Source organism: Autumnicola aciditolerans (genome assembly GCF_041679265.1).
GTDB lineage: Bacteria > Bacteroidota > Bacteroidia > Flavobacteriales > Flavobacteriaceae > Autumnicola.
On record NZ_JBGFSM010000004.1, the window covers coordinates 280,562 to 293,852 of the forward strand.

13 protein-coding genes are annotated in these 13,291 nt (G+C 42.2%); 3 read left to right on the top strand and 10 right to left on the bottom strand.

Annotation, left to right across the window (positions count from 1 at the left end; translation table 11 throughout):
• The 3 genes from AB8M93_RS05975 to AB8M93_RS05985 are packed head-to-tail and all read left to right on the top strand — an operon-like array spanning position 1 to position 4,627.
• Positions 1-1,806, top strand: coding sequence for an NADH-quinone oxidoreductase subunit 5 family protein (locus tag AB8M93_RS05975; protein WP_373056664.1), 1,806 nt, complete (start codon positions 1-3; stop codon positions 1,804-1,806).
• Positions 1,803-3,278 (top strand): complex I subunit 4 family protein, encoded by a 1,476-nt coding sequence (locus AB8M93_RS05980; protein WP_373056665.1) that lies wholly within the window; start codon positions 1,803-1,805, stop codon positions 3,276-3,278. The genes AB8M93_RS05975 and AB8M93_RS05980 overlap by 4 nt, the downstream gene beginning before the upstream one ends.
• The gene (locus tag AB8M93_RS05985; RefSeq protein ID WP_373056666.1) at positions 3,275-4,627 is read left to right on the top strand and encodes an NADH-quinone oxidoreductase subunit N; all 1,353 of its coding nucleotides are present in this window, start codon (positions 3,275-3,277) and stop codon (positions 4,625-4,627) included. The genes AB8M93_RS05980 and AB8M93_RS05985 overlap by 4 nt, the downstream gene beginning before the upstream one ends.
• 813 nt (positions 4,628-5,440) lie before the next feature.
• Here the strand turns inward: AB8M93_RS05985 and AB8M93_RS05990 are convergent.
• From AB8M93_RS05990 to AB8M93_RS18765, 10 genes are all read right to left on the bottom strand, one after another.
• On the bottom strand, positions 5,441-6,115 hold the full coding sequence (locus AB8M93_RS05990; protein WP_373056667.1) for a DUF2231 domain-containing protein: 675 nt from the start codon (positions 6,113-6,115) through the stop codon (positions 5,441-5,443).
• Between the two features lie 276 nt (positions 6,116-6,391).
• Entirely contained in the window at positions 6,392-6,844 is a 453-nt protein-coding gene (locus AB8M93_RS05995; protein ID WP_373056668.1) for a heme-binding domain-containing protein, read from the bottom strand.
• A 12-nt stretch (positions 6,845-6,856) separates the two neighbouring features.
• Positions 6,857-7,450 carry a DUF3347 domain-containing protein gene (locus tag AB8M93_RS06000; RefSeq protein ID WP_373056669.1) on the bottom strand — a complete coding sequence of 198 codons (594 nt, stop codon included), beginning with the start codon at positions 7,448-7,450 and terminating at the stop codon, positions 6,857-6,859.
• Positions 7,451-7,481: 31 nt separating this feature from the next.
• The gene (locus AB8M93_RS06005) at positions 7,482-9,875 is read right to left on the bottom strand and encodes a multicopper oxidase domain-containing protein (RefSeq protein ID WP_373056670.1); all 2,394 of its coding nucleotides are present in this window, start codon (positions 9,873-9,875) and stop codon (positions 7,482-7,484) included.
• A gap of 72 nt (positions 9,876-9,947) precedes the next feature.
• On the bottom strand, positions 9,948-10,433 hold the full coding sequence (locus AB8M93_RS06010) for an HYC_CC_PP family protein (RefSeq protein ID WP_373056671.1): 486 nt from the start codon (positions 10,431-10,433) through the stop codon (positions 9,948-9,950).
• Positions 10,434-10,480: 47 nt separating this feature from the next.
• Positions 10,481-10,969 carry a heavy-metal-associated domain-containing protein gene (locus tag AB8M93_RS06015; protein WP_373056672.1) on the bottom strand — a complete coding sequence of 163 codons (489 nt, stop codon included), beginning with the start codon at positions 10,967-10,969 and terminating at the stop codon, positions 10,481-10,483.
• A gap of 28 nt (positions 10,970-10,997) precedes the next feature.
• The gene (locus tag AB8M93_RS06020; RefSeq protein WP_373056673.1) at positions 10,998-11,834 is read right to left on the bottom strand and encodes a hypothetical protein; all 837 of its coding nucleotides are present in this window, start codon (positions 11,832-11,834) and stop codon (positions 10,998-11,000) included.
• Positions 11,835-11,843: 9 nt separating this feature from the next.
• Positions 11,844-12,242 carry a hypothetical protein gene (locus AB8M93_RS06025; RefSeq protein ID WP_373056674.1) on the bottom strand — a complete coding sequence of 133 codons (399 nt, stop codon included), beginning with the start codon at positions 12,240-12,242 and terminating at the stop codon, positions 11,844-11,846.
• A 26-nt stretch (positions 12,243-12,268) separates the two neighbouring features.
• Positions 12,269-12,520 carry a heavy-metal-associated domain-containing protein gene (locus AB8M93_RS06030; RefSeq protein WP_373056675.1) on the bottom strand — a complete coding sequence of 84 codons (252 nt, stop codon included), beginning with the start codon at positions 12,518-12,520 and terminating at the stop codon, positions 12,269-12,271.
• A 324-nt stretch (positions 12,521-12,844) separates the two neighbouring features.
• On the bottom strand, positions 12,845-13,171 hold the full coding sequence (locus AB8M93_RS18765; protein ID WP_489671754.1) for a four-helix bundle copper-binding protein: 327 nt from the start codon (positions 13,169-13,171) through the stop codon (positions 12,845-12,847).
• Positions 13,172-13,291: the final 120 nt, after the last annotated feature.

Genomic DNA, 13,291 nt, shown 5'->3' on the forward strand with positions numbered 1-13,291 from the left:
ATGGAGATTCTCCTTACTGCCATTATAATTTCCCCTCTTATCGCCGCTATTGCGGGATATGCCTTTCGCAGCAAAAGCGCCTGGCCTCACCTGGCTGGCTCAGGGATTTCCCTGCTAGGAGCTGTTTATATCACACTTGAGGTTGGCAAAGAGGAAATTGTTTTAAACTATGCCGGATTGAATGGAGAAGCTTTTAAACTTTTAGCCAGTTTTGAATCTTCGCTGCTCAGTTTGGTCGTCGCATTTGTTGCTTTTGCCATCTTTATTTATGCCAAAGGTTACATGCACGAGGAAAATGGCAAAAAATGGTTCTGGCCTGCTATCTCTTTGTTCGTGGCCGCCATGCAACTATTGGTTTTAACCGCCGACTGGTTTATGTTCATCACTGCCTGGGAAGTGATGGCGTTTGCCTCTTTTCTACTCATCGGCACCTGGCATGAAGAGAAAAACGCACGAACCGGTGCTGTTAAGGCCTTTCTTCAAACACGGGTAGCCGATATTGGTCTATATATAGGAATATTTCTGGTAATAAGCCAGCACGGCAGTCTGGAAATTCCCTTTGAGGGTGAGGAAAAGTTAAGCCTTTTTGCTTCGTTGTGCCTGTTGCTTGCCGTAATGGGAAAATCGGCTCAGGTTCCATTACAAAGTTGGTTATCTGCGGCAATGGCAGGTCCCACCCCGGTGTCAGCCCTTTTGCATTCCGCAACCATGGTAGGAGCAGGAGCGTTGCTCTTGATCAGGATATTTCCATTATTGCCTGAAACTGCTCTTTCTTATGTAGCCATATTGGGAAGCGCTACCATCCTACTCACTGGTCTGACCGCCATTTTCAGTTCAGACATTAAGAAAATGCTGGCCGCCTCCACCTCAAGCCAATTTGGGTTTATGTTACTGGCTGTTGGACTTGGATTTCCCGGTGCTGCACTGGGACACTGGCTGGCCCATGCTTTTATGAAGAGCAGCCTCTTTCTCGGGGCAGGGGTATTTCAACATGCCTATGAAGGAACGAATTATAAAAAGCTGAAAGGTGGGGGAAAAAGATTTACCTATGTTTTTATCACTTTTGCTATTGCGGGTATCAGTCTGGCCGGTATCCCACCCATGATAGGTTATTTTTCGAAAGATGGCATCCTGGCCTCGTCTTTTAAATCTTCTGAAATAGCCTATATAATCATAGCGCTTACCGGCGCCTTTTTTACCGGGATATATATTGCAAAGGCCCTCAACAGGCTGTGGAATGGCCATGCCGAAGAAAAAACGGTTCCTAAGAAATTATGGTTACTCGTGGGCGTGACGGCTTTGGTCGCAGTGGTCCTTGGAGGTGGTTTTATACTTGAGAAACTGGTAAAAACTGCGGGCTATGAATTCCCGAAAGATAAGATCAGTAAAATCCTCGGCCTCACTGTCGCCGTATTGGGATTGGTAAGCGGCTGGTTTTTCAGAAATTCCTGGTTTCCGAAAAGCGCCTCAGCCTGGATCCAAAAAAATTATAAGGTGGCCGGTGGTTACAGGCAGCTTATAGCCATGCCCGTTCTTAAAATTGCCGGATGGGCCTATTCTTTTGACAGGATCTTGTTAGGTTTTGTGCAAGGAATAGGCAACACAGGCATTAAGTTTTCAGGGATAAACAGCAGTTTTGACCATCACCTTCTTGAGGGTGTGAAAAATATAGGAAAAGGAATAAAACAGGCAGGAGGCGCCGGCAGGAAATGGCAGTCTGGCCTGGTACATAAAGAACTTGCTATTACCATTGGGGTTATGCTCGTTCTGCTTTTAATTTTAACCGCTAGTATATTTACCATATGAATACATCAATACCTCTTCTAAGTATCATACTGTTTCTGCCTTTGGCTGGAGCAATTCTGTTGACCATCTTCCGGACTGCAGGACCAAAAATTGCTAATTTGATCGCGGTTATATTTTCATTTTTGAGTCTTGCCGCAACTATTTTTCTGGGAATTGAAGGAATCGGAGAGGGTTTTTCTCATATTGAGGAAGTGAGCTGGATCCCATCTCTTGGGGCTGCATACCGCCTGGGGGTTGACGGTATCAGTTACATCGCGGTTTTGCTCACCACGGTCCTTTTTATGAGCAGCATTACTTTTTCCACAAAAACCATAGCAAGAAAGTCGGAATATATGGCTTTATTCCTTTTGCTGGAAACCGCCTGTCTGGGGGTCTTTATGTCTCTTGACCTGCTACTTTTTTACATTTTTTTCGAAATCACACTGGTGGGAATGTATTTTATTATTGCCGGCTGGGGGCATGGTGATGCAAAGAAAGCTGCACTGATGTTCTTCATATATACACTGGTAGGAAGTTTAGCGCTGCTTCTGGCTTTATTAGGGCTCTATCTCAATACCGGTTCAGAAACCTTTGATATGCGGGAGATTATCGCCAATCCGGCTACGGGATGGATGGGCAGTGCCATCTTCTGGGGTTTATTAATAGCTTTCGCGATAAAAACACCGCTGTTCCCATTTCATTCGTGGTTACCTCTTGCGCATACTAAGGCTCCTGCGGCAGGAAGTGCCATTCTTGCAGGAATTCTATTAAAGCTTGGAGCGTACGGATTTATCCGTTTTATGTTGCAAATGACTCCAGAGGCCTTTGAGAGGTATGCCTGGATTGTTATTATTATTGCCGTGATTTCTGTGGTTTATGGGGCCCTGGTGGCGATGGCCCAAACCGATATCAAACGAATGGTGGCCTATACCAGTATTAACCATATGGGGTACCTTGCATTTGGAGTGGCCATTGCGGCTTTAGATTATGAAGCGAGCGGTATTCGCGCTCTTGATGGAGCCAGCCTTCAGATCTTTAGTCATGGTATGGTAACCGGATTGCTGTTTCTTTTATGCGGAAGCATTCAGGATCGCACTACCACCAGAGAAATGCCGGCACTCAAAGGTCTCTTAAAGGCCTATCCCCTCTTAAGTGGCTTTTTTGTTCTCGCTGCCTTTGCTTCCCTGGGATTGCCCGGATTAGCACATTTCCCTGCGGAATTTCAAATATTCTTAGGTGGTTATCAAATCTATCCCTGGGCTGTAGGCATCATGCTTGTAGGCCTTGTTATAACTTCTGCCATGTACTTAAGAGCGATCCAGGGTTCCTTCATGGGTTCAATGGATGCTTCAGTGCTTCAAAAAATAAAGGATTTGAACACCGGCGAATTACTGGCTTTTATCCCCCTTGTCATCCTAATTATCATGGTGGGGATCTTTCCTGATACAATTTTGAGCTTTATTCATGAAACTACAAAAGCTATAAAGCTATGATCAAGGATTTGATTAGCATCCTGCCGCAGATTATCGTGCTGCTTACGGCTATGGCCTCTCTGGTCTTTGAAATGCGCCATAAAGCCACGGGAAGCCTGGTGACATTAATTATAGGTCTTGCAGGATCAGCTGGCCTGGCTATTACCCAGCTGGGAACCGTAAAAACCGCTTTTTCTGAAACTTTTCGCATTGATGATCTCAGCCTCTGGGCGGTCATAATCCTTTGCGGTACCGGAATTTTGTCGGCACTCCTTATGCGACAGGAGCTAAAGAAAACCGACAGAGAGGGCACTCTTTATAGCCTGGTAGCTTTTTCAACACTGGGTTCTTTGCTTTTAGCAGGTAGCGGCGACCTTATGTTCCTGATTCTTGGAGTGCTTATTAACAGTCTCGGCGGATTTGCGATGGCGGCTTACCCCAAAACTGATAAAGCTACTGAGGGTTCTATCAAGTATTTTGTATATGCTTCTGTAACAGGTGCGATTATGCTTTTTGGACTCACTTACTGGGCGGGGATTGCCGGATCTACATATATCAAAGATCTCTCCGAAATTGATTCACAGCCTTTTGTACTTCTGATAGGATTTGGCGGAATGCTTGCCGGCCTGGGCTATGCAGCTTCTCTTTTTCCGTTTCATTTCTGGACGCCAGATACTTTTGAAGGAGCTCCGGTATCGGTAGCCGCACTTTTATCGGTGACCCCAAAGATCGGAGCGTTTTTTGCCCTGGCACAGGTTATGAAAGACCTTCCTCCTTTGCTGGACTGGAATCTAATTCTTGCAATTACTGCTGTTCTTTCCATGACCTTCGGAAACATTGTCGCTCTGTGGCAAAAAAATATGGTAAGGTTAATGGCTTATTCTACAGTAGCGCAGGCTGGCTATTTCCTTTTAGGAGTAGTGGCCCTAAATAAAAGTGAGCTTGCAATATCGGGATTAGTGATCTTCAGTCTCGCTTATGCCGCTATGAATATTGGAGCTTTTTCGGTGATTCAGAAAACCGGAAGCAACTTCACATATATTGAAGGCCTTGCCCGAAAAAAACCGTTTATGGCCGTAGCCATGCTGCTTTTCCTCTTATCTCTGGTGGGAATTCCTCCTCTTGCGGGTTTCGCTGGAAAATTTCTGTTATTTGGCTCGGCTATGGATGCTAATTATACCTGGCTCGCCATCGCGGCAATTATTAACAGCGTTATTTCCCTGGCCGTGTACCTTAGAATTATATTCCCGATGTTCTATAGAAAGGAACCTATTTATAGTTTTCCCTCTTCGGGCCTTATAAAAATGGTTTACACGGTGTGTTTTATAGTGACCGTTTTAGCCGGAATTTTATTGAGGTTCTTAGTCTAGATTATCCAGTTTTCTTCTGCGAAACATTCTCCCATTTTCCCTGTTGCATCAGGATTATACCGGCAAAGGAGGCTACTAAAGCTAAACGATTCACAAAACCCACCTTTTGAAATTAATTCTCTACACTCTCAATTAGCGTCGGCTTCGTTTTCATACTTGTTTTTTAGAAAAATTTCACCCAGAACTAGTTGTAAAATCCATTTAGGCCCAGGCGCGAGTTATAGCGCTTCTTCAGGATTAAATATAGAATTAGTGATAGCCACAGAAGGAATAGGAAAGGGCACTTTAAACTTATCCTTACTAAATAAATGCTGGTCCAAATTTTTTCACCTTGTTCTCAGGAAATACTTAATACCAATGGAAAGAAAAAAGTAAGAGTAAGCACTTCCAGCATTTTATTTTCGCAGCCGTAAACAGGATATAACGAGCGCGAATATTCGTTATACATAATTTCCATTATGCTTTTTACCCCCTTCTTCTCTCCTTTCCTATGCCTTTGTCAGGCAGGGATCATCCACTTTGAACATAATTTTATTATTGCACGAAGGTTTTGAATATAAATAATATTGAAGTCTACTTCTTTGATACTCAAATAGTCTTTATCATGTATCTTCTTCGTGTTGTAATTGTTCAAAAATTCTGCGCGTCAAAACTTTTATATATTTCATTTTCTATCCTACAACTTTTGTATTAGCTCTAATAATTTACGCATTTGCCCCTAAATTCATAATGCTCATGTATTATTACCCTGCAAGTTCTAACCTGATTAATGGAAGGCCTATTTGTGTTCTTCAACTTTTTTGAACCTCTAATTTAATGAGAATGTCCTTCATTTGCTTGGTGTCCTCCTTGGTCTTCATTTCCTAAAAAATCAACTTGTGGTCCCACACCCTCAATATACACCAGTTGTGATCCATAGTGGCCGGCCTGGGAGACAGCATATGCGGAAAGCAGAATCACCAGTGAAACGCCTATTTCAAATTTCCTGTTCTGTTTTAAGCCAAAGAGACTTACCAGTTTTAGTACGGCTCCCGTGGCACTGGACCAGAGAACCCAGGTGGCATAAGTATCGTGGTGTTCCAATACTTTTTTAGCCGTTTCGGTAAGACCTTCGGTATGGGGATGGACAAAATTGGCAGCAATATAAGCTGCAATAAAACCTGATCCAATAAGCAGCAGGATTACCCAGTCCAATGTACGGTTAAGCCGGAATAACTGTAAAAGTTGCAATACCGCTGCGAATATTAGCAGTACCACGGGAAAATGTACAACCAACGGGTGAAGATTGGGAAATTCATTAAAATCTGCAGCCACGTCTTCATCTTGAACCGGTGCAGGACTGGCAGGTAAATTACTGTTAACGGCTATTTCAGCCTTTATTCCAGCTTTTGTGGAAGGTGCTATACTTTTATTTACTGCAATCGCAGTGTTCACACTACTAAAAGAAAATAGCAGCAATAAGCTACAAAGAATTCTATTTGATTTCATTTTTGATGGTATTAAATTAGTAATTATCCTCCGGCCAATTAAAGCAACCCAGTCCCCATAAATCCAATGATTATAATGGCATAAGCAATATAATAGATCATTTCTTAAAAGCCACATTGCATTTTTCCTTTTTACTTTGTGTTTTACAACAATCTTTCATTCTTCATCTTTTTTTGTGCCTGCCAAGGGAAGGGGCTTTTAATATATACCCTTCCCTTACAGGACTTTTAAAATACACCCCCATGGAAGGCATCAACTAATTAACAGGTTTTCATATTATAAATTCTTTTTGAGCTGGGACATATAATTAAGAAACTCCTTCTTTTCTTTTTCAGAAAAAACAGCATCATCGTGAATGAAAGTATAAGAGCTTAAAGGCATCTTTCCATCTTCTACCTGGCTGATGATAGATCGAAGCTTACTGTTCTTTCGCCGCTCGGAATAATTTTTCCACTCGCTGAAATTCAGTTCCTCCTTTCCTTTATTCACATGGTCTTCTAAAAACCAGGCAACCGGCTGAAGCTTGTTATACCACGGGTATCTGGTATTGGTGCTATGACAGTCATAACAGGACACGTAAAGCTTTTCTTTCACAAGTGGGGGAACTTCATTTACCCGCGTGAAATCCGTGGGCGGCACCTCATCGCTTTGGTTGGGATGCCGCGGTATGAACTGTAATGCCAGAATGAGTATGAAAAATATCCCAAGGGTGATTTTGAGAATTCTCAAGATTCTAAGGTTTTATATTTCCTTCTGAACTTCACCGCAGCCGGGCATTTTGCTGCCCATATAAGGATTCTGGATCTCTTTTTCCGTACTTAGCCACTGAGCGCCTTTATTATCGTTATACATAGGACAGTACGCCTGGTACAGCTTTCTATTGGTTCCGGTGATAGCAATCATATCGATCATATCCTTGCTTAGGATATCAAAATGTTCACGCTGATGAGCGATAGCGCTTTCCGAAATATGCTCGGCATGCTCCTTTGCGTCTTCAATGATATCTGTAAGCTCTTGTTGTTCTTCAGAGGAATAGCTCGCCTTATTAAATTCACCAAGGCTTTCAGCCAGTCTGCCTCCAGCGTTGGCAGCCGCCTCCTGATCATCTTTCACAAGGGCATTTTTAATATTGAGATAATTGCCGAGCACATTGGCGGCTGCCTGGTTCGAGCCATTTTTTGAAACTGTCTCGCTTCCGTCGGTCCCCTCTTGATGCATTTCGTTAGATATAGGTTCGGCAGGTTCTTCCTTATCGTTTGAATTCTTACACGATATAGCGCCAAAACTCATTCCGGTAATTAGAATTAAACTTGCGATTTTGCTTAGGTTTTTCATTGTAATTAATAATTTAAGGGTTAAAAAAATATTAAAATCTTGCTGATAATCCGCCCCCTACTCCAAAGCGATTATCATAACTTCCCATTAAAGAGAAATTTTTGCTTAAAATATATTCCAGGCCAGCCTGCCAGGTAGTTTCAGATTCAAATTTTTTGGCAGGAAGATCATTCACCCAACCAAAGTCCATCTGATATTCATATTCTCCATAAAGAGCGATGTGAGGAAAGATCATGGTAGCCTTATAAAAACTGACCTGCGGTCTTAGCTCACTGTCAATTTGAAGTTCCGAATCTATAAGCAGAGGAAGTAGATATCGCACCCCGCCTATAGCTGTGGTATTGAGGTCTTCCACACTGTCTTCAAAGGTGTTTTCAACATTGATTCCACCGAAGAGCCGAAAATAATCATTCAGATACCTTTCATAGGTAAGATCGGCTTCCAGATTCTGGTTCCACCCATATTCGCCCCTAAAGATAAACTGGTTCCTTATATTGGTGGCCGTGGTATAAAGCTCCGTCATATGGCTGGCGGCGGTAACTTCACCCCAGGTGTACATATGATTGGCTTCGGTGGTTAAATTAGCCAAAGGATACTCTTTCAACCGCTCATCCCTGGGTGTATCATAACTAAACACCCTTGCCATTCCGCTATTTAGATGATACAAAATATGACAGTGGAAGAACCAGTCGCCGGTCTCACTGGCATCAAACTCGATAACTACCTTTTGCATGGGAGCGACATCTACCGTATGTTTAAGTGGGGAATATTCACCATTCTTATTCAACACCCTGAAGAAATGACCATGTAAATGCATGGGGTGGTGCATCATGGTGAGATTATTAAGAGTAATCCTGGCCACGGTTCCCTGTTCTATCTTGATTTTGTCAGTTTCTGAAAGTGGCACGCCATTGATACTCCACACGTACCTGTTCATATTCCCCGTGAGGTTAAAAAGCATCTCTCTTACAGGCTTTTCCCCTTCAAAAGTAGTTTTCACCGGAGATTTCAGAAAATTATAATTAAACTGAGGATTTGCTCCTGTTTTCATATTATCGCCAATCACCTTATCTGCAGGAACGACGTATCCAAGTTTCATCCCTTCCATGTCCTCATCCTGCATTTCTTCCTTTTCCATATCCATTTGGGCATGATCCATAGCCTGGTGGGCCATTTTAGAAGTATCCTCTTTCTTCATGTCCATTTTATCCATTTTCATGGCAGGCATGTTGGTTTCCTTCTGGCCCATCTTCTTATTTTCCATGTTCATATTTCCCATATCCATGCTGTACTTTTTCATTACCTGGATGGAGTCGTTCTTACCGGGCCTGAACTTAGAGGCGGGTGCGCCCATTTTCATGTCCATAGACATCATTCGTTTCATCTTTTCAATAAGATCGGGCTCAGGAAGCACCGGTGCTTTCACAACAGGCCCCTCTCCCAGGTATGCGGTAGCAGTACCACTACCATCCTGCGCCATCGCCCTCACCTCAAGTTTCCCATTTTCAGGTATGGTCACAATAAAATCGTAGGTCTCGGCTACTCCTATCAGGGTTTGATTATGTTTTACAGGAACCACATCTTTCCCGTCGGCCGAGACCACTAAAGGGTCTTCACCTCCAAAGGTGAGCCAGTAATAAGAAGCCGCCGAGGCATTTACGAATCGTAGCCTCACCTTTTCGCCGGGTTTGAACTGAGGGTATTCTTGTTTGGCTTCTCCGTTGATAAGAAAAAGATCGTATAGGTTGTCTGAAATTGCAAAATCGGGCATGCGCTGCCAGATCATCTTCAGTTTAGCACCCACGGCTTTTTCTTTTATAATCTTGTCCCAGCTTTGTATTTGCCCTTTTTTGATCAGATACCACTCATTACCTCTTTTCAGGTTCCTCAATTGGTTCATCGGGTTCTCATCCATCCAGTCAGAAAGAACAAGCACCAGGTCTTTATCATAGTCAAATTCTTTTTCCTTAGGATTAATCTGGATAGAGCCATATACTCCCCGTTGCTCCTGTAAACCTGTGTGAGAATGATACCAATAGGTGCCGGTTTGTTTTATAGCGAATTTATACTGAAAGGTTTCCCCAGGTCTTATTGGAGGGGTGGTTAGGTATGGCACCCCATCGTAAAAATTGGGAAGAATGATTCCGTGCCAGTGCACCGAGGTTTCATGGTCCATCTTATTGGTTACGTTAATCACGGCGAATTCACCTTCGGTAAAGACAAGGTTTGGCCCTGGAATCTGTCCATTGATGGTCATCGCCTTGACATCCTTGCCTGTAAAGTTTACAGATTCATAGTCTATGGTTAGATTGTATTCATGAACGGGCCAGTTATCTACGTTTTCTTCGGTAGGATTTGCGGTTTGTGCAACAAGGTTTATGGAATAATTAAGGAGTATTAATAATATAGATAGCTTTAATTTCATCAGATAATTGTTTTAGTGGATTCAATTAATTAAAAGAGCCGCATACAGGCTACAATAATTCTAAAAACACTTCTATATCAAATAAGCTCCAAAATAAATAAAAAGCTGCTCCCTCAATGGCGGTGGATCAATATTAGGAATTGTGGGAGCACTTTTTCTTAAAGGGATATTTATAGTTACCCGGTCAAAAGAATCAGGAACAGGAAATTGAAAAGTTTTAAAGGAAAAGCAATAGTTTGTGAGCTCATTTTGTCCGTTAACTTTTAAAATAGTATTGCTGCAACAATCTTTTCCGCTTAAGTTTTCCTTAGAAGATTTCGTCGGAGAAGCCGAACAGCAGGTGTCATCTTTTTTATAAACTGCTTTATTTATTAATAAATTCCCACAGTAATGGCGACTAATAGAAAATGAAAGAGTCGAAAAGGCTACAGCCAGGGCTAAAAAAAAAGTACTTATATTTTTTAGAATCTTAGCCACTTCGCAGTTAAAAAGGTTAATATCACAAAAATAAGGAAATCCACCTGGAGAGAAGTTTAAAATTATGGGAAAATATTTCATTTTTTGTTTCTTAAGAAAATCTTTTAAAAACTTTTCTGCGGAACGTTTTAATCTAAAATTTCAGTTACCACAATCTCCCATCTTCCATTTAACTGGTCATCTTCCTTGTCTTCAACCGTACCATGAAAGCTAACTGCCCTGGGCTGCATCCGGGATAAAACACTGGAAGAAGTCACATTAGAAACCAAAAACTCTTCATTGTTTAGGATGACCTTCCAGCCATCGTTTACCTTTTCTAACCTCCCTTTTAATAAAACTTCCGCTTTTTTAGCAGAAAATCCATTTTTTCTCACCTCATCCTGAATCTGGTCTAAGCTTAAATGATTGTTTTCAGAAAGTTCCAGGTGAGCCTTGCCCTCATTTAGGCTTACTTGTACATTTTTAACGCCGTCCATTTTTTTAAGGCCACGTTCCAGACCGTAGGCGCAGGGCGCGCAGTCCATTCCGAAAACTTCCTGATCTACTTTCTCGATTTGAGCACTGGAGCTGAAGCTACCCAGGGCCATTGCTATTAATACTAAAGCTATTTTTTTCATTGCTTTATTTTTTTAAAATTTGTTTCTATTATAACCAGTAACTTAAATTTAGGGATACCCTGTAATTTTCTTTAACTGCACCCGGTGATAGATCCTGAACAACGGGAACCAATCCTCCCACCGATATTCCCCATGTGCCATAAAGACCTAAAAAGGAAGGACCTACAAAGAGCTTTTTACTCCTTGAGTCGTCATAATTTTGCTGGCCTAAATATTTATTCTGGCCTGGGAATTCTGCCAGCGATTCTACAAATATCCTCCAGTCGGGTTTGGGATAATCACCCATAAAAATATCGGGACGGTATCCTACTACACCACTCATGTAAGGCAAATCTCCAAGTTGTTCGTGCTCTTTTTCGAAATAATACTGGTAACCTCCCCCAAGCCACGCATACCATGTACGTGAAGCATAACCTGTAGAAATAGCGGCATGTAGAGACTTACTGGTATTAACTCCTGCGCGAATGTCATCGGTAGGTGCGGCCACGCCTATCACCGCGGTTCCTTCGAAACGTTTGCCAACGCTGAAGGCATTTGAAAAAAACCGATACCACAGGGAGGTCTCGATATTGCTATTTGCCGGCATATTACTGTTACCCCGGGTTCTGGGCGCATTTTCCAGGGGCTCGATCATGGTTGGGGTAGTAAGGTTTACCTGAAGATCCTCGGTGATACCGTAAGAGAACAGGTATCGCAGCATATACGAACTACCCCCTTCGGTTCCCAGGCTCATTCCTGCGACATTCAGATCTACACCACCTTTTGCAAGGGTGGGGGTTTGCAGGCCGTATAGAGGTCCGTGACCCTGAGAAAAAATGATATTCGTAGAAAAAAGCAGTATCAGCACTGCCACATATTTATACATAACGCGTATTTAAATTCCAAACAATCTTTGAAGGGGGAACAGTAGATAGGCTGAAAATAATCCTATCAGGTAAAGAACAAATGAGAGCCAAAGGATGCGTTTGCTCCATTTCGCGGCTGTATCGCAAGCGGTTTCATTTCCATTTTCGTCTATTTCACAGGTCTGTTCCCTTTTTCTCCCGTAGAACAACCAGAAATTAAAACCTATCATCACACCGGCAATCAAAAAGGTCCAGCCTTTATATTTACTCAGGCTAAATAACCAGGGAATATCTGAAGCCAGCCCGGCCACCACGGCTCCCATTCCCAGCGCGACCAGAAGTGAAGGAAGCGCGCAGCATAAAAGCGTGGACACCGAGGTGAAAAGGGATCCTATACTTACAAAATCTTCTTTTATTTTTGTAAACATCGTTCAAGTTTTAAAAATTAGGTTTTTCAGTCCCGGGCTTTCGGTGTGATCTTTTTCGTTTCAAATCCCCGCTCCCGGATAAGGCTGATGATCTTTTCTTCCGAAATCTTTTCGGGATTGAATTTGATTACAGAGGCGCTGTCTTTAAAACTGGTCTGGCTTTTTAAGATACCGTCCTGTTCTTTCAACATCACATCTATGCCGTTAGCGCAACCCGTCTGGCAATGCATTCCTTTTACCCTCAATTTTACGCGGACAGTATCTTTGGCTTGTTCCATTTTTACAGTTTTTTCCTGTGACTGAGCCTTTCCTTAGGTATAGAAACATAATAGCAACAATGAAAAGGCCAGTGCTAACAAATATTTTCTTAGCATATTGATAATTTTTATTATTTGAAACAAATGTATTGTTCAGGTAGAGGTGGTCTCCAAATAAGGCTAAATTTTGGATAACGTTTTTAATTTTAGAACTTGTAAATGTTCCCGTATCGAACAAATCTTTTTTATCAAAGTTTCTAATATCTTACGGGAGAACGTAGTTCTATAGAAGTGTTCGTTAATAATGCAGCGCACGCTATAATCTTGCACTGCATTATTTCAAATTTAAGCCGCCATCTCTTTACAGCTATCAGCACATACCCTACATTTTTCTGCGCATTGCTGGCATACTTCACTATCGAATTTAGCACATTCATCTGCACATGCTCTACATAGGTCTGCGCAAATACCGCATACACGTTTAGAGTAGTCAGACTGACTGGCTAACAGTCGAACACAGGCCGTACAAAGTGCAATACAATCCAGGCAGAACTGATGACATTTTTTCATATCAGGTTCTCCCAAATGCTGATCCAGGCAAATTCTTGCCGCGGTGATACACGCATTGCAATCATCGATACATTTCTGCATTTCTTGATTTAATGGTTTCATAATTATGTTGGTTTTGATTAATTCTCTGCCCGTCCGGAAGCAGAAAAAAACGGTTTAAGAGCCGAACCTCTATAAAGTTCCAATATCAGGTAACCGCCCCGGTGGCAGCAAAGAGGTTTA